Source organism: Gaetbulibacter sp. NE (genome assembly GCF_025548475.1).
Classification (GTDB): Bacteria; Bacteroidota; Bacteroidia; order Flavobacteriales; family Flavobacteriaceae; genus Gaetbulibacter_B; species Gaetbulibacter_B jejuensis.
Window position 1 is genome coordinate 160,278 of the sequence record NZ_JAOQHY010000006.1, and the last position, 18,017, is coordinate 178,294.

Sequence of the window (18,017 nt, forward strand, 5' to 3'; positions counted from 1 at the left end):
TTTTTAAAATTTACATAGCAAACCTATTACGCAATACTAATTATATATTGTAAAGCTCCAGAAATGCTTTTGTAAACTATTTTACAATTAAAAACAACACTGAAAAACAGCAGTTTATACTATTTGAATCCAGAACATTCATATCATTTTAATCTTTTAAAACAGACTGTTGCAACTACTTTTTTGCAGCATTATAGTGCACCTAATGCTATTGAAGAATGGAAAGGAGAAGACATTGTTGCCTTTCAAGAAGATTTATTTAGTAAGGTAAAAGCAAAGGTTAGCGAAAAATGGTTTTATACCTATTTTAAAAACGAACCTGAAAAGCTACCTCGAATAGACATGCTTAATCTCTTAAGTCTGTATGTTGGTTTTAACAATTGGCACGCTTTTAAAGAAGCGCATGTATTCTCAAATTCAACAAAAAAGAAAAACAAAAAACAGCTATATTGGCTTACAGCACTACCTATAATTATGCTTATTTTTTATAGTAAGAGTTTGAAAAATGAATTTCACTTTTGTTTTGTTGATGAAATTAAAAATGAAGCCATCACAAGAATACCTTTGGATATTAAAGTACTACAAAACGGAGAATCTCCTTTACATTTCAAAACCGATAGTCTTGGGTGTTTTGAATTTACCACAAAAGAAAAAACCATCACTTTTGTTGTACAATCTCCATATCATAAAACTGATACCATTGTAAGGTCAATTGACTCAAATAAAAACCAAACTGTCAAATTAGCTCCTGATGATTATGCGTTAATGCTGCACTACTATACCAATGGCAATATTAAAGATTGGTCTACGCATAAAACACAGCTTAATAATTTAATAGCTGACAATGCAAAAATATACCAATTGTTTGCAAACAACATTGGTATAGAGCTTTATACCAAGGACAAGTTTATAAGAACATTAACCATACCTACTAGCAGTTTGAAATCTATTGAAATTCTAGACAAGCGACTGGTTAATGGTAAAATTGTAATGCTTAAATTTATTGTAAAATGAAAAGGATATTAATAGGTTTTTGGGTATTACTTTTTGTTTCATGCGCTAATGAAACAAAAACTTTTAATGAGGACAATGCCGCTGCTGAATCAGTAATTGATGATCTTGATAATTATTTGAGCACACAAGAAGACTTTGAATATCAAACTGTGGCTTCTCAAAAACTTCAAGAGCTTTATGATTTGTCTTTACTATTAAAACATCATCCTGAATTTGAAGTGGACATCGCTAAGCAAATTGAAAACCTTTCTAACAACTCTGTTAGCTTACCCAACACTACAAGACAAGTACATATTGAAAACGTAACTAAAGTGAATACTGAAACACTTTCTGATTCTGTTTCTAAACTACACCTTGCTTTTGATATTATTACTGATAGAGGCTCACAAAAAGACTCAATAACTGCAATTATACGTTCAGAAAAAATAACTATTGACAACGCTGAGCTTACGGCTACAAAAGTAAAGTTCGAAAAAAACAATTAGATTAATTCCAATAGTTTTTCCATTGAATTAAAGGTAGTAGTTGCTTCTGCTTCTAATTCGTTATTGTAATCATGAGCAGTAAATCCAAAAACATCAAAACCACCTGCTTTAGCAGCTTGTATTCCTGTTAAGCTATCTTCAATCACTACGCAGTCTTCAGGTTTAAAACCCATAGTTTTTGCAGCCCAAATAAACACATCTGGTTCTGGCTTCCATTTTTCGATAGTGTAACAACTAAAGATGTTGTCTTCAAAGTAAGGCAGCAAACCAGTAAGTTCTAAGTTAAGGCGTATTTTTTCAATTGGCCCACTTGAAGCTATACAAAAAGGAATAGACAATGACTCAATCACCTCTTTTACACCTTCTACTGGTTGAATTTGTTCTTTAAACGCATTGTAACTTCGTCTTCTATATTCTGCTATAAAATCTTGAGATAGTGGTTGATTTACCAACGCTTGAATTTTATCTCTACAAGTATATATTGAACCTCCTTTAAAATGCTTAAACGCATAATCTAAATCTATATCAGCTCCATAACTATTAGCCATATCAACCAACACCTGATTACCAATTGGCTCGCTATCGACCAACACACCATCACAGTCAAAAATAATACACTTGTATTTAGACATCATTAAGGAGTAGAATTAGATACTTGCAATGCTTTTCCGTTGTAATATTTATTTCCGTTAAGCGAAAAGTCTGCAATATACTCAGCCATTTGCAAAGCTGTAGTTGGAGCCTCATAACCTGGAAAAGCTTCGGCAAGCATTTCGGTTTGTACTGCTCCTAAAGCTAACACGTTGAATTGCGGACCAGAATTTTTGTATTCTTCAGCCAACAATTCGGTTAATGTAATAACTGCTCCTTTGCTAGAACTATATGCAGCTAGTCCTGGAAATTTCATACTTCCTTGAATCCCTCCCATAGAGCTTATGGTTACAACGTGTCCATCGCTTTTCATAAATGGTAGAACCACTCTAGTCATTTCAGCTACACCAAAAACATTAGTTTTATAAACATGCTCAAAATCACCCATTGTAGTTTCTGAAAAAGGCTTGTTAAGCAATGCTCCAGCGTTGTTGATTAGAATATCGACATGGTTCCATTCATTTTTTATGAATTGCTCTACTTTTTGATAATCATCATCATTACATAAATCAAAAGAAAAGGATGTAATATTATCAAAATGAAGGTTATTTACTGGTTGTGCATTTCTTGATAGTGCCAACACATTGTGTCCTTGATTAGCAAAAAGATGAACCAACTCAAAACCAATACCTCTACTAGTTCCTGTAATAATAATATTTTTACTCTGCTTCATGCATTACAATCTCTTTAGTTGGCGTATTACTCATAGTTTCAATAACAGGAATTGTAGAGTTGATAAGGTTTGCCATGAAATTAAAATCCATAAGTTCAATTTCATCATCAACATGATGATAAAAATCAAAATTAGTTAAATCACAACTTGACAATGTTTGACAAGGTGCCTTAAACTGATTGTAAAACGGGTAATTATCTGAACGCATAAAAAGTCTGTATTTTTTAGAAACTTCAGAAAAACCTATCAGTTTACTTCCTGCGTAAGCATTCATTTTCTCAGCCATATTAGATAACTCGTAGCCTGTTAAAAAAGCTTGATAATCTCTATCCTTAAAAGGTACACCTATCATTTCAAGATTAACCATTGTATATACATTTAAGCTATCACTCTTTAAACGTTCAGCAAGATGCTTTGAACCTAACAACCCTCTTTCTTCAGCAGTAAAAAGTGCAAATAAAATGCTACGCTTATTGTTTTTTCTAGTTGCAAAATATTTAGCCATTGCCATTACACCAGCTGTTCCAGTAGCATTGTCATTAGCCCCATTAGCAATTGAGTCATTTTCAACAGGTTTTCCATAACCTATGTGATCATAATGAGCACCTATAACTATATATTCATTTTTTAACGTTTCATCCACACCTTCAATAACTCCAACCACATTAAAAGCATCTAAACTATCAAGCTTAAAATTATCCCTAAAAGTTTCAAAATAAGGTTTTACACCATAGCTTTCAAATTGTTTTTCAATATATGTTGCTGCATCATCTATACCTTGCGTACCAGTATCTCGACCTAATAGTTCATCTGAAGACAAATAAGTCACAGCTTCTTTTAACTCATCACTTGTAATAGTAATTTTAGGTCCTACTTCTACTTTAGGTTCATTTTTACAGCTAAACGCTAAAACAACAATGATAAGTGCTAATAGTTTTTTCATAATTTTTGATTGATTGTATTAAAGCTTAAAGATAAAAAAATCCTGATTGGAAAAAATCAAATCAGGATTATATTATAATGTATGTTCTGCTTATGCAGAAGTTTCTATACTAACATTGTAACTGGGTTTTCTATATATCCTTTTAATGTTTGAAGGAATTGTGCTCCTGTTGCTCCATCTACAGTTCTGTGGTCACAAGCTAAACATAACTTCATGGTATGTCCTACTACTATTTGACCATTTTTAACTACAGGTTTTTCAACAATATTTCCTACAGAAAGAATTGCAGAGTTAGGTTGGTTGATGATAGATGTAAAACTATCAATACCAAACATTCCTAAATTAGATACAGTAAACGTACTACCTTCCATTTCTTGAGGCGTTAATTTCTTGTTTCTAGCTTTACCTGCAAGTTCTTTAACCTCAGCACCTATTTGCGGTAATGATTGCTCATTAGCAAAACGTACTACAGGAACTACCAATCCGTCAGGAACTGCAACTGCTACACCAATATGCACATGATGATTTAAACGCATTTTATCTGCAAACCACTGTGAGTTTACTTGCGGATGTTGTTTTAACGCTAAAGCACATGCTTTAACAATCATATCATTGTATGATATTTTAGTATCAGGAATAGAGTTAAACTGCGCACGGAAAGCTATAGCATTTTCCATATCAAACTCTACATTTAAGTAATAATGAGGTGCTGTAAATTTAGATTCTGCTAAACGCTTTGCAATCACTTTACGCATTTGCGAATTGTTTACTTCTTCAAAATCTTCTTGACCTGTTGGTACAAATTTACCTACTGCAGCGGCAGATGTTCCTGGTGTGAAGTTTTCTATATCGCGTTTTATAATACGACCATTCTCACCTGAACCTGTTACTTGAGATAAGTTGATACCTTTTTCATCAGCCATTTTTTTAGCTAATGGTGATACAAATACTCTATCTGAAGATGATGTTGATGCTGGAGCAGAAACTTTAGGCGTTTCTTTTTTAGAAGCTTCAGCTTTTGGCTCTGGTTTAGAGGCTGCTTTTGGTGCTTCTTCTTTTGGAGCTTCTGCTTTTTCTCCTGATGATGCTTTGAAATTCTTTGCAATATTTTCAACATCAGTTCCTTTAGGACCTAAAATAGCTAAAAGTGCATCTACTTTTGCAGACTCTCCTTCTTGCAGTCCTACATGTAATAATGTACCTGATTGAAAAGACTCAAACTCCATAGTAGCTTTATCTGTTTCAATTTCAGCTAAAATATCACCTTCTTCAACGTCATCGCCAACTTTTTTCAACCATGTTGCAACAGTTCCTTCTTCCATAGTATCACTTAAACGTGGCATTGTTACCACTGTAACACCTTCAGGAATATCTACAGCTTCTGTTGCTGGCTGGTTAGTTGTTTCTTCTTTTTCTTCTTTTGGTGCCTCTTCTTCTTTTGAATCTTGAGTAGCACTTCCATTTAATAAACCAGAAATATCTTCTCCTTCTTCTCCTATAATAGCTAAAAGTTCATCTACTTTTGTAGTTTCACCTTCTTGAACACCTATATGTAATAGTGTACCTTCATAGAAAGACTCAAACTCCATAGTTGCCTTGTCTGTTTCTATTTCGGCTAGGATATCTCCTTCTTCTACTTTATCACCAACTTTTTTCAACCAAGTTGCGACAGTACCTTCTTCCATAGTGTCGCTCAAACGAGGCATGTTTATTACTTCTGCCATATCTTATTATAGTTTGTGTTGTATAAATGGATAATCTTGTTGCTCGTAAACCGCATCGTACATAACATTCTTTTCTGGGAATGGAGATTCTTCAGCAAATTTTTCGCATTCGCTTACTAAATCTTTTACGCGCTTGTCAATAACTTTTATATCAGCTTCAGTTGCATATTTGTTTTCCAAGATAATGTCTTTTACTTGTGTAATAGGATCTATTTTCTTGTACTCTTCAACTTCTTCTTTTGTTCTGTAGTGTTGTGCATCAGACATTGAATGTCCTCTGTAACGGTATGTTTTTAATTCTAAAAATGTTGGTCCATCACCACGTCTAGCTCTTTGAATTGCTTCATCAAAGGCTTCAGCAACTTTTACAGGATTCATACCATCAACAGGTCCAGAAGGCATTTCGTACCCTAAACCTAGTTTCCAGATATCTGTATGGTTTGCAGTACGCTCTACAGATGTTCCCATAGCATAACCGTTGTTTTCACATACAAATACTACTGGTAATTTCCATAACATTGCCAAGTTGAACGTTTCGTGAAGTGAACCTTGTCTTGCAGCACCATCACCAAAGCAGCAAAGCGTTACAGCATCACTACCATGGTATTTATCACCAAATGCAATACCAGCACCTAGAGGAATTTGACCACCTACAATACCATGACCACCATAAAAACGGTGTTCTTTAGAAAAAATATGCATTGAACCACCAAGACCTTGAGAGGTACCTGTTGCTTTACCATATAATTCTGCCATAACACGTTTTGGGTCTACACCCATACCAATTGGTTGTACGTGGTTACGATATGCGGTTATCATTTTATCTTTAGTCAAGTCCATAGCGTGTAGCGCTCCAGCTAACACTGCTTCTTGACCATTGTACAAGTGAAGAAATCCTCTTACTTTTTGTTGGATATAAACTGCAGCTAGTTTGTCTTCAAACTTTCTCCAGAATAACATGTCTTCATACCATTTAAGGTAAACTTCTTTTGTTACTTTTTGCATTTAACTTAATTTATAAAAGAAAAACAATGCGTGTCCTAATAAAATTGACACAAGCGAATAACAAAAGTAACACTTTACATATTAATGAAAAAACAGTAATTCGTAAATTTTTACCGAAAACGTTATAGAAATGATTTATCAAAAACTAAAGGCAGAAGATTTGCCAATGAATTTGACTTTACAACCTTTCCTGCCTCTCCCATAAAATAGATTTCAATAGGTGCATCTTGTTTTACTTCATACTCAGCTATTGCCTGTCTACACGCACCACAAGGCGGAATTGGAGACATTGTTTGTTTTATTGTAGAACCTGCTATTATTGCCATTTGAACAATTTTAGCTTTGGGATATTTTGCACCTGCATAATAAATGGCTGTTCGTTCTGCACAAAGCCCAGAAGGATAAGATGCATTTTCTTGGTTACTGCCTGTAACAACTTCTCCATTATCTAGAAGTAAAGCAGCACCAACATTGAACTTTGAATAAGGAGCGTAAGCATTTTGTCTTGCTTCCATAGCTTTTTCCATTAAGCTTATCACATCTTTGGAAAGCTCTTCTATATTATCGTAAACCGTCAAAACGGATTCTATCTTTACTTCTTTCACTTTTATATTTTACTTAATAAAGGTATAAAACTATTTTAGACAAAAAAACTATTGCTGTTAACAATAGTTTTTAGTTTGTTTATTAAAAATAAATGTCTAATATTCATCATATTCACCATCTCCAAAGTTAAACGTTAATGAGAAACGCAACGTGTTCTCTAACGGACTTTGTACTTTTGATGCTGAAAACAGATATGACATGTCAATATCTATTGCAGAGTATTTAAATCCTGCTCCTAAAGCAAAAAACTTTCTTGCTCCTTTATCTTCGCTTTCATTAAAGTAACCTGCTCTAAACGCAAATGAGTCTTGGTATTTATACTCAGCTCCTAAAGCCCAAGTAAACTCTTTTAACTCTTCGCTAAATCCTCCTGGTGCATCACTAAAAGATTGAAAAATACCTTTTACAAAACTTACGTCGTTATCTTTACCTTCAACAATTATTGTTGGTTCATTAGCATCTTGCTGCCCATTAGGCTCTGTATCTCCTTCTTGAACAGTATCAACAAAACCTAAGACTGGAGGTGTTGGCACTAATAACTTGTTAACTTCTGCAGTAACTGACAGTTTATTATAATCGTCAAAAATAAAATCGAATCCACCACCAAGTTTTAGGTTGGTAGGAATAAAGTTTTCTCTTCCAGCATCGTCATATTTAATTTTTGGACCAAGGTTTTGAATTGCAAATCCTGCTCTCCAACGACCGTTAAAATCGTTATAGGCTTCTTCTTCACTTTGATAATATCCTGCAATATCAACTCCTATTGAGCTTGCAGCACTTGCATTAGCATCAACTGCTTGAATTCTTAAATCTGAACGTAAATATCTTAAAGCCACTGCCATTGAAAACTGATCTGCTAAACGTAAAGAGTAAGACACATCTACAGTAAGTTCGTTTGGTTTTTCTATTAAAGCTTCAGAAAATTCATCTTGCACAATTTCAATTTCACCAAGGCTAAAGTATTTAAAACTTGCAGCGAAAGCACTTCCTTCGTTAATTCGGTTGAAATACGTGATGTTCCCTAAAAAGATATCATTTACAAGTTTACTTAAGTATGGTGTATAACTTACTCCAATACCTGATTTGGTTTCAGAAAATGCATATTTTGCTGGATTCCATTGTTGTGAATACGCATCGGCTGATGTTGCTACTCCCATATCTCCCATACCTGCTGCACGAGCATCAGATGCTATAAGTAAAAAAGGAACGCCTGTTGTAATTACTGATGATTGATTATCAAAAACAACAGTTTCTTCCTGTGCATTTGAAATGTTAAAAACTAATAAAGTAATTAGGGCAATTGTGTATTTTTTCATGTGTTATTAAGTATTCAACTTAGTGATTATAAACCACTAAAATATTTAGCAAATATAAATCTTTATTATAGTATTACAAGTTTTTGAATTTTTTCTACCTGTTTGTTTAATTGGTTTGATCGTACTTTTAGCTTATAAATATAAACCCCTTTTCCTATTTTATCTCCAAAATCGTCTCTTCCATCCCAAACAATGCTTCTAGACAACGAAGATGTTCCATTATTACAGCATCCTTCGGAATTGGTTTGACCGTTTAAAGTTCTTACCAGTTTCCCTGAAACCGTAAATATCTGTATAGAAACGTCTAAATTATCTGAACTATTGTGATTGAACCAAAATTCAGTGTAGTTTACAAACGGATTTGGATAGTTAAGTACGTTAGTAATAACTAGTTTTTCATCTTTATCATGTACTACAAACTGTATTTCAGAAGTTGATGAATTGTTGTAAACATCCCAAGCTTTTAAGGTTAATGTATGCAAACCTGGTTCTAAATCTCTAAATGGATAAGTCACCTCTCCATTTTGGTAATCATCAACGTTAGCTTGATAATAATCGTTTAAAATATAAGGGTTTGCTTCATCTCCATCAATAATAGCAACAATATCATGTCCTACTCCACTAGATGTATTAATACCATTATCATCTTGAAGTTTTGCTAAAAGTGTAGGAGCTTCGTTAGTTATACCACCTGAAACAAAGTTTTCATCATTCATATAAAGGTTTATAACTGGTCCAATATTATCTTCTTCAGCATTTTCATTAATACCTCCAACTTGAATATCAAAACTTGCTCCTGTTTGGTCTTGTGCAGGATTTTCAGTTTGAGCATAAAAACTAACCTTACCGTTACCTACAGGAATACTAATATCTCTAGGCACCACAAACTCAAAGTCAAACTGACCGTTTTCTACCGTTGCTTGTCCTTTAAAAATAATTTCTCCTAATGTTTCAAAATCCATGATAATGAGTTGACCGTTTTCAGTAGTACCATCATTACCTAATGTTTGTCTTTCTATATTTTTATCAAAAACTGTTGCTGTTAATACACCATTATAATTTGGAATAAGGTTACCTGATTCATCAACTACTTCTCCTGATAATTTAACTTTATCCAACGCTTTTAAAACGTCTGTTTCTTGATCAATTGAAACATCATTAACTGCAGTTAATCTAATATCTGATTTTGGTAGTGCTAATTTCATTGCTGGGTCTCCTATAAAAAACACCAATCGTTTTTGTGATATTCCTGAAATTGCAGGATCGGTTTTTGTTAATCGTAAGGCTTCTGCAATTGAAGTATATTCATTAGAATCAAACGCAAACATCTTTTCTGTTAACTTTATATTAAACGATACACCCACACTAACAAAAATTTGCCTAGTAGTAGTTATTAAAGCTATAGCTCCACCTTCTTTATTCCAGTAAGTATACTCTCCTGCTGTAGGTCTTAAAGGATCATCAAACCTTGTATATTCACATGTAACAGTTACAAAACAATTATATTTACAAGTATTATTAACTTCTTGCGAGTCATTTTTATCAAAAATCCTTTCTCCTGACAAACCATCTTCTCCTCCATGACCAAAGTAATTCACAACTAAAGCTCCTACATCTATTGCGTCTCTAATAGCTCTATTAACAGATGGATTACTATCACCACTTGATGTAGATTCTTGTTGATAAGAATCTGAATGAATTTTTATAGCGTTAATAAATGGTTTTTCTTCAGTAATTAAATCTGCTATATCATCTGTTGTTTCTTGTAAAGTTCTTTCCCAAGCTTCATCGACATCATCTGAAATAAAGATGTAATTATTTCTCCAACTACCAAAAGACGCTGTTTTATAATAGGAATCAATTTTATCTACTAACTCAGTCGCACTTTGTAGATCTTGAGCTAAAATTCTTCCTACTGCGATATCTAATAAGTTATTGGCAGCCATATTACCTTCATTTTCGTCCATCAACCCATAGTAATCATCAGACACAAAAGAATCAGTCAAACTAAAGCTGGCATAAGAATGCCATGATGGAACTACATCTGTTTTAGGCGCTATACGTTCTTTGTGGTCATAAGATGCATCACCAAACAAACATAAATACTTGAGTCTTTTATCTGGAGCACTAGCATTATGATACACATATCTAACAAGATTTCTTATTGCAGTAACATCAACATTACCTGAACTAAATTCGTTATAAATTTCATTTAAGGTCACAACTTTAACAGTTAACCCATATTGATCTCTATTGATTTGCGCTAGTCTTTCAGCTTGGGACGCTAGTGCATTTGGTGAAATTATTAAATAGTCTATATCTTCAAACTCTCCTGAACTATTCTTAAATATTGTTCCTTTTATATTTTGGTTCGCAATTGTAGTAACACTTTCTCTTAGTGGTTGAAAATAATCTGAAGGCGTAACTGCCAAATATATTTTTGAAGTACCTGCTGTAGTTTTAAAACTAAAGTTTGAACTTTGATCAGAATTTGTATAGCCTACTACATTATACTTATCTGTTATATCCCATACCTCTGAAACGTTAGCTGCATTAGCTAAATTGTATTGAGCTATTCCAGCAGAGGTTGCCACATTAGCATTTTTAAAAGTAAACTGACCTCCTTCAAAACTCAGCTCTCTGGTAGCCTCTACAGAAATATAATCTAAGTACCCTAAAGAAGCAGGATTATTATTGTTATTATACTTTAAGTTAAATACAACATCAGGAGAGTTAAGCATTAAATCACTATTAAAAAACCCTCCAGAAGCTAGGGTAGGACTATCAATTGCTGCAAAAGTAAAATTTGAGATTGTATTTCCATTAAGCTTTACTTCCATTGATGTTCCAATTTCAGAAACTGCAGCAGCATAAACCCTCACTCTAGCAGGTTCAGAAGTCACTAAGTTTGGAAATGTAAAAGTAAACTCTTTTTCATTTTCGATATCAAACCTATCTCCAAACCAACGCCTACCTACTTTCACCAAATTATATTGGTCTATTTCATGAAATTGATAATCCTGAAATGTGTTTACTTCAAAATCTGCATCATCGTTTGGCTGAGTAGCTTCCTGAATTCTTTTTCCCATTCCACTACTAATATTAATATAGTAATAAGATTTATCTGTATATGCGTTTATATTGGTATTACTCTCTTCATTATAGCCTCTTGGTCCTTCTGCATAAAACAATATATAATCGTCATTATCAAAATCACCATCTTCTTCACCAACAAACTTAATAGCATTCTCGGTTAAGTCAATTGGATAAAAAACTGAGTTTTCTTTAGGTAACATTGCTCCTCCATTTCCATAGACTTTAATATTTCTAGGATCCACCGAGTTTGTATTAACACCTAACTGATTTAAAAAACTTTTAGTTAGTCTAAAAACACCTGTAGTATCTACATAAAACCTATACCAACTCCCAGAAGCCAACACAGAGTTTGTAACTGCATTTGTTTGCAACATAGAGCTAGAAGATCTTCCTAAAGCACTAGAACTATTAGTTGTGCTGTAGCTTACAGTAAATGAAGTAATTTTTTTATACACACCATTTTGTTTAACAATAGGTTTCAACTCTAAATAAGCAGACACATCATCTCTTGCTATTGCATTTGATAGTTTTAATTCAGGTGAATTAGAAATGGTATTAACTGGAACTCCTTTTAAATCTGTTGCACTAATAGTTGAGTATGAAACATTAGCTAATTGAACAGAGCTTTCATTGATATAGTTGTTGGTTTTCCAATGCGCAAAAAACTTCAACCCATCAGTATTACTAAAATTAAAGTTGTCCTTATTAAAATATGGAACAGTAACAATTGAAGAATCAGCTCTTAATGTTTTTTCTCCTTCCCAATTAATTTGAAATGTTTTTTGTTGAGAAAACCCTATAAAAGGCAGTAATACAAAAAGTAAGAGTAAGTGTTTTTTCATAGTATAATAAACGTTAGTACAGATATGTTATTATAGCTTTTCAATTTTTTATTCAAAATTACAACAATATTTAATTTATTTGTTCGTTAATTGGTAACAAATTACATCGATAAAAAGAGCAAAAATCCGATATCGTGTACAAAAAAAAGGATGAAATGCACTTTTTTTTTGATATAAATTACAAAAAAACGTTGTTATTTTTTCTTTAATTACTATATTGCGTCACTAAAATAAACTAGCTTACTTAAAAGTATGTATATGAAAAATGTATTTAACCTACGGATAATTTTAGCCCTAATGCTATCTTTAGCCATGTTTAGTTGTAAGAAATCTTCTTCGTCAAAGAACAGTTCTAGAGCCACTGGCTGGAACATCAACGACAAAAATGGAGGTTTTCAATACAATACTAACTTTAAAGAACAAGAAACTGCTCCTGGATTAGTTTTTATAGAAGGAGGTACATTTACCATGGGTAAAGTACAAGATGATGTTATGCATGATTGGAATAATAGCCCAAACCAACAACATGTACAATCTTTTTACATGGATGAAACTGAGGTAACCAACATGATGTACTTAGAGTATCTTGATTGGATTAAAAGAGTTTACCCACCAGACGATCCTAACTTTAGACTTATTTATGATGGAGCTCTTCCTGACACATTAGTTTGGAGAAACCGTCTTGGATATGCTGAAATGATGACTGAAAACTATTTACGTCATCCTGGTTATGCTGAATACCCTGTTGTAGGTGTTAGTTGGATTCAAGCCGTTGAATTTGCTAACTGGAGAACAGATAGAGTAAACGAAATGTACTTACAAGATGCTGGTTATTTAAAAAGAGATTCTCACTTAACTGATACATCTGCTGATAGCAACTTTAACACTGACACTTATATTACTGCTCCAACTGAAACTTTTGGAGGTAACGAAGAAGTACTTAAAGGAGGTAAAAGAAAAGCTAGAACAGATGCTGAGGGTAACGAAATAAATGTTTACGCTAGTAGAGAAACTGGAGTAATTTCTCCAAAATACCGTTTACCATCTGAAGCAGAGTGGGAATATGCTGCTCTTGGGATGAGTGAATTAAGAAACTACAACACTTATAGAGGTAGAAAAAAATACCCTTGGAATGGTCAATACACACGTTCTGGAAAAAGAAAGTCTAGAGGTGATCAATTAGCTAACTTCAAGCAAGGAAAAGGTGACTACGGTGGAATTGCTGGATGGTCTGACGATGGTGCTGATATCACTGCACAAGTTATGTCTTACGAAGCTAACGATTATGGTTTATATGATATGGCTGGTAACGTTGCAGAATGGGTTGCCGACGTATACAGACCAATTGTAGATGATGAATTTAATGACTTTAACTACTATCGTGGTAACGTTTATACTAAAAACGCAATTAATGATGATGGTACAGTTAAAATTGTAACTCCTGAAGAAGTAGTATATGATACTTTAAGTAATGGTAAACTTGTTGCAAGAAACTTACCTGGTGAAATTTTACAAGTTCCAGTTGACGAAAACGAAACTTACTTAAGAACAAATTTTGATACTAGTGACAACAGAAACTACAGAGATGGTGATGCTAGATCTTCTCGTTACTATAACGAAAGTTTTGACGAAGAAGAAACTGCTAATACTAGAAAAATGTATAACTCTCCAAAACATAATATCGAGAGAGACTCTTCAGGTAACTTAATTAAAGAGTACGACAAGTCAAACGACAGAACCTCTTTAATCAATGATAAAGTAAGAGTATACAAAGGTGGTTCTTGGAAAGATAGAGACTACTGGTTAGATCCAGCTCAACGTAGATTCTTCCCTCAAGATATGGCAACAGATTACATCGGGTTTAGATGTGCTATGTCTAGAGTAGGTTCAAAATCTAAAGGAAAAAACAAGACTAAAAATTAATTCTAGATTAATTTAAAAATACAAAGTCCTAGCAGTAATGTTAGGACTTTTTTATTACATTTAATTTATGAATATCACACAAATTTACAATTGCTTTCTTGAGTGTAAATCAGTCACTACTGATACTCGAAAAATCACAAAAAACTCAATGTTTTTCTCCTTAAAAGGTGAAAATTTTAATGGCAATACGTTTGCATTTAAGGCTATTGAACAAGGCTCAAAATATGCTATAGTAGACGAAAAAGAATACGCTATAAATGATAATATCATTCTTGTAGATGATGTATTAAAAACACTGCAAGAACTCGCAACATACCATAGAACCAAACTAGGCATCCCAATTATTGCATTAACTGGCAGCAACGGAAAAACAACCACAAAAGAGCTTATTAATGCTGTTTTAAGTCAGCAATATAACACTACAGCCACATTAGGGAATTTAAACAACCATATAGGTGTTCCACTAACATTACTGTCAATGAATAATCAAACTGAAATTGGCATTGTTGAAATGGGAGCTAATCATCCTAAAGAAATAGCTTTTTTAAGCAGTATAGCATTACCTGATTATGGGCTTATCACAAACTTTGGTAAAGCTCATCTTGAAGGTTTTGGAAGTATTGAAGGTGTTGTTAAAGCAAAATCTGAATTGTACGATCATTTAAAACAGCATAACAAAACAATTTTTGTGAATGAAGATGATGTAAAACAAGTGAACCAAATAGGGAGTTATACCAATACCATAAAGTTTGGAACTACAAGCGATATTCTAAAAATTGAATTTATAGGTGCTCAACCTAATGTTGAAGTAAAATTAAAAGACACAATAATTGCTAGCAACTTAACAGGAAAATATAACTTTAGTAATATTGCCTATGCAATTGCTATTGGAACTTACTTCAAAATTGAGAACAAAAACATTAAGAAAGCTATTGAAAATTATTTCCCTAAAAACAACAGATCTCAAGTAATTAATGTTGGTTCAAACGAAATTATCTTAGACGCTTACAATGCAAACCCAACAAGTATGATGGCTGCTTTAGAGAACTTTTTACAATACAAGAGGGATAACAAAGTATTGTTTTTAGGAGATATGTTTGAGTTAGGGTCAACTGCGAATAATGAACATCAAAACATTGTAAACTTCATTGAAGATAATTTCAATGCTAACACATATTTAATTGGCGAGAATTTTTACAGCACACAATTAAAAAACACTGATGGGTTTATACAAAAGTTCAGAAATTTTAATGATTTAGCTACCCACTTTGATACTCTAACTTTTAAAGATAAGCTCATGCTTATAAAAGGATCTAGAGGTATGGCTTTAGAGCGAATATTAGACTTAATAAAATAAAAAAAGTGCCTATTGATATTATATAAATATTATAGACACTATTTTTCCCTTTGTAATTAACTAATAGCAATGTAAAATTCTTATTTTTTTCAAAGCTATACAATACTCAATTTGAGTAGTTTTTAATTAAAATAGGGTTTTATTCATTTTTAACATCCCAATAAGTTCTCCTGTTGACGTAATATTTAGTTTTTTTAGGATGTTCCGTCTATGTGTATCTACAGTATTAGGGCTTATATTTAGTTTTATTCCAATTTCCTTGCTAGAGTAATTCAAAACTAATAAACGTATAATATCACGCTCTCTATTTGTAATATCGTTAGTTAATAGTTTCTGAGAAAAGTTATTGAAATACTTGGTTTCGTATTCATCATTTTCATTTAAATATTTAGCCGTAGCTGTCACACCAAGTTTTACTCTTGAATCTACAACAGTATAATGCGCCAAACCTATTATAGGCTTCTTAAATGAATCAAACTCCAAAGGTGTAGTATTTTGAATAATGTTTACATACTCATCTCTTCCGTTTTTAAACCTATAGTTCCAGGTGTAACTCATTTTATGTCTTTCATCTTCTGAAATTTCATCAAGAGTGTACTCCATTAATGCATTTAAAGCCTGTAACCAATATTCAACGTCTTCTGGATGTATTCTACTCCAATAATAACGCATAGCTTCTTGTTTCAGTTTTAAAGGGTCAATATGCAAACAAGAAAACATATTCTTACTAATGTATTCAAATCCTAATTCCTGCGTATTGGTAATACAGAAAAACGTAGAACTATGTGGTAAGTAAACATCAAGTTCAACAATCTTTTCAATGTGTTTTTCTAAAGTTGGACTATCGTAAGACTTAAAAATATCTTTGTAGAGGTTTTTTATGTTTCCTAATATCATAAAACTTTAAGAAGAAGATTAGCTATAGTTAATTATTTGGATTATAAAAATAAGAAAGATAATGTAAATAGGGCTAAACTTTGAGGTATAAAAAAACCCTAGAGAAGTTCTCTAGGGTTAAATTTCTGTGGGCGCGAAGGGATTCGAACCCCTGACCCCTTGGGTGTAAACCAAGTGCTCTGAACCAACTGAGCTACGCGCCCTCTGTAATTGGATTGCAAATATAAATTAGTTTTTGATATCCCAAAAGCTTTTTTGAAAAAAATTTAAATTATTTCTGCAACAATAAAAGTACTTCCTCCAACATAAATTAAATCTTCTGGTTTAGCACTTTTTTTCGCGTTGCTTAATGCTTCATTTACACTAGAATACGACTTACCCACAAAGCCATGAGCTTTAAATGTGTGTTTAAGATTATTTTCATCTAATCCTCTTGAAATATTTGGCCTGCAAAAATAATATGTCGCTTTTTTAGGCAAAATTGCAATTATGGTTGATAAATCTTTGTCACTTACAACCCCAAAAACGATATGAAGCTTATTATAGACCTCAGTTTTTAATTGATTAACCACATATGTTAACCCTTCTTTATTATGAGCTGTATCACAAATTACTTTTGGAGATTCTTGTAAAATCTGCCATCTACCTTTTAAACCTGTATTAGAAACAACCGAATTAAGTCCTAAAGCAATATTATTTTGCGAGACATTAAAATTGTTTTGTTTTAGGATCTGTAAAGTTTGCAAAACGGTTTTTATATTTTTTTGCTGATAACTTCCTTTTAAATCACTATCTAAAACTGAAGTTATATTTTGGTCTGCAAAATAAATTTCTGAATTATTGTTTTTAGCTGTTTCAGTAAAAACACTTTTGGTTTCAATTTGTGTTTCTCCAATAACAACAGGTACATTAGGTTTAATAATTCCTGCTTTTTCGCCTGCTATTTTTTCTAATGTATCTCCTAAAAACTGTGTGTGGTCTAAACCAATATTAGTAATCACAGAAACCAAAGGAGTAATAATGTTTGTTGAATCTAAACGACCACCAAGCCCTACTTCAATAATAGCTATATCAACTTTTTTCTTTGAAAAATAGTCAAAAGCCATCCCAACAGTCATTTCAAAAAAAGAAAGTGTATGTTGCTCAAAAAACGGTTTGTGCTTTTTAATAAAACTTATAACAAACTGTTTACTGACTTCTTTTCCATTAATCTTAATACGCTCTCTAAAATCTTTTAAATGTGGTGAAGTATATAACCCAACTTTATAACCTGCTTCTTGAAGCACAGACGCCAACATATGACTTGTTGATCCTTTTCCATTAGTACCACCAACATGAACAGTTTTAAATTTGAATTCTGGATGATTAAGGTGTTCTGCTAAAACCTGAGTATTATGTAAGTCTGCTTTATAAGCCGACTTACCTTGTCGTTGATACATTGGAAGTTGCGAAAACATCCAGTTGATAGTATCCTGGTAGTTCATA

General features: G+C 32.8%; 14 protein-coding genes and 1 tRNA gene. 4 read left to right on the top strand and 11 right to left on the bottom strand.

Annotated elements, in window-relative coordinates:
* Positions 1 to 123 precede the first annotated feature (123 nt).
* Together OD803_RS09300 and OD803_RS09305 are read left to right on the top strand one after the other, a co-directional pair.
* Positions 124 to 1,014, top strand: a complete 891-nt coding sequence (locus OD803_RS09300; RefSeq protein ID WP_262733218.1) for a hypothetical protein — start codon at positions 124 to 126, stop codon at positions 1,012 to 1,014.
* Complete coding sequence (locus OD803_RS09305; RefSeq protein WP_262733219.1) at positions 1,011 to 1,499, top strand: hypothetical protein; 489 nt, start codon at positions 1,011 to 1,013, stop codon at positions 1,497 to 1,499. The genes OD803_RS09300 and OD803_RS09305 overlap by 4 nt, the downstream gene beginning before the upstream one ends.
* Here OD803_RS09305 and OD803_RS09310 read toward each other — a convergent pair.
* The 8 genes from OD803_RS09310 to porU all read right to left on the bottom strand — a co-directional run bounded on the left by OD803_RS09310 (position 1,496) and on the right by porU (position 12,355).
* The gene (locus tag OD803_RS09310; RefSeq protein WP_262733220.1) at positions 1,496 to 2,131 is read right to left on the bottom strand and encodes an HAD family hydrolase; all 636 of its coding nucleotides are present in this window, start codon (positions 2,129 to 2,131) and stop codon (positions 1,496 to 1,498) included. The genes OD803_RS09305 and OD803_RS09310 overlap by 4 nt on opposite strands.
* Before the next feature lie 2 nt (positions 2,132 to 2,133).
* Entirely contained in the window at positions 2,134 to 2,823 is a 690-nt protein-coding gene (locus tag OD803_RS09315; RefSeq protein WP_262733221.1) for an SDR family NAD(P)-dependent oxidoreductase, read from the bottom strand.
* A complete protein-coding gene (locus OD803_RS09320; protein WP_129761488.1) occupies positions 2,810 to 3,766 on the bottom strand; it encodes a M28 family metallopeptidase in 957 nt (318 codons plus the stop codon). Before OD803_RS09320 ends, OD803_RS09315 begins: the two co-directional genes overlap by 14 nt.
* Positions 3,767 to 3,870: 104 nt before the next feature.
* Positions 3,871 to 5,490 carry a pyruvate dehydrogenase complex dihydrolipoamide acetyltransferase gene (locus tag OD803_RS09325; protein WP_262733222.1) on the bottom strand — a complete coding sequence of 540 codons (1,620 nt, stop codon included), beginning with the start codon at positions 5,488 to 5,490 and terminating at the stop codon, positions 3,871 to 3,873.
* 6 nt (positions 5,491 to 5,496) lie between these two features.
* Positions 5,497 to 6,495 (bottom strand): pyruvate dehydrogenase (acetyl-transferring) E1 component subunit alpha, encoded by a 999-nt coding sequence (gene pdhA / locus OD803_RS09330; RefSeq protein WP_129761490.1) that lies wholly within the window; start codon positions 6,493 to 6,495, stop codon positions 5,497 to 5,499.
* A gap of 122 nt (positions 6,496 to 6,617) precedes the next feature.
* Positions 6,618 to 7,100, bottom strand: coding sequence for a cytidine deaminase (gene cdd / locus OD803_RS09335; protein ID WP_262733223.1), 483 nt, complete (start codon positions 7,098 to 7,100; stop codon positions 6,618 to 6,620).
* Positions 7,101 to 7,196: 96 nt separating this feature from the next.
* Positions 7,197 to 8,417, bottom strand: a complete 1,221-nt coding sequence (gene porV, locus OD803_RS09340) for a type IX secretion system outer membrane channel protein PorV (RefSeq protein WP_129761492.1) — start codon at positions 8,415 to 8,417, stop codon at positions 7,197 to 7,199.
* A gap of 65 nt (positions 8,418 to 8,482) precedes the next feature.
* Positions 8,483 to 12,355, bottom strand: coding sequence for a type IX secretion system sortase PorU (gene porU / locus OD803_RS09345; RefSeq protein ID WP_262733224.1), 3,873 nt, complete (start codon positions 12,353 to 12,355; stop codon positions 8,483 to 8,485).
* A 252-nt stretch (positions 12,356 to 12,607) separates the two neighbouring features.
* Here porU and gldJ point away from each other — a divergent pair, with 252 nt between their 5' ends.
* Positions 12,608 to 14,278, top strand: coding sequence for a gliding motility lipoprotein GldJ (gene gldJ, locus OD803_RS09350; protein WP_129761494.1), 1,671 nt, complete (start codon positions 12,608 to 12,610; stop codon positions 14,276 to 14,278).
* A 67-nt stretch (positions 14,279 to 14,345) separates the two neighbouring features.
* Positions 14,346 to 15,635 carry a UDP-N-acetylmuramoyl-tripeptide--D-alanyl-D-alanine ligase gene (locus tag OD803_RS09355; protein ID WP_262733225.1) on the top strand — a complete coding sequence of 430 codons (1,290 nt, stop codon included), beginning with the start codon at positions 14,346 to 14,348 and terminating at the stop codon, positions 15,633 to 15,635.
* Positions 15,636 to 15,761: 126 nt separating this feature from the next.
* Here OD803_RS09355 and OD803_RS09360 read toward each other — a convergent pair whose 3' ends face one another.
* From OD803_RS09360 to OD803_RS09370, 3 genes are all read right to left on the bottom strand, one after another.
* Complete coding sequence (locus OD803_RS09360) at positions 15,762 to 16,532, bottom strand: response regulator transcription factor (RefSeq protein ID WP_262733226.1); 771 nt, start codon at positions 16,530 to 16,532, stop codon at positions 15,762 to 15,764.
* A gap of 128 nt (positions 16,533 to 16,660) precedes the next feature.
* Positions 16,661 to 16,735: transfer RNA gene (locus tag OD803_RS09365), tRNA-Val, on the bottom strand.
* A gap of 63 nt (positions 16,736 to 16,798) precedes the next feature.
* On the bottom strand, positions 16,799 to 18,016 hold the full coding sequence (locus OD803_RS09370; RefSeq protein ID WP_262733227.1) for a bifunctional folylpolyglutamate synthase/dihydrofolate synthase: 1,218 nt from the start codon (positions 18,014 to 18,016) through the stop codon (positions 16,799 to 16,801).
* Position 18,017 lies beyond the last annotated feature (1 nt).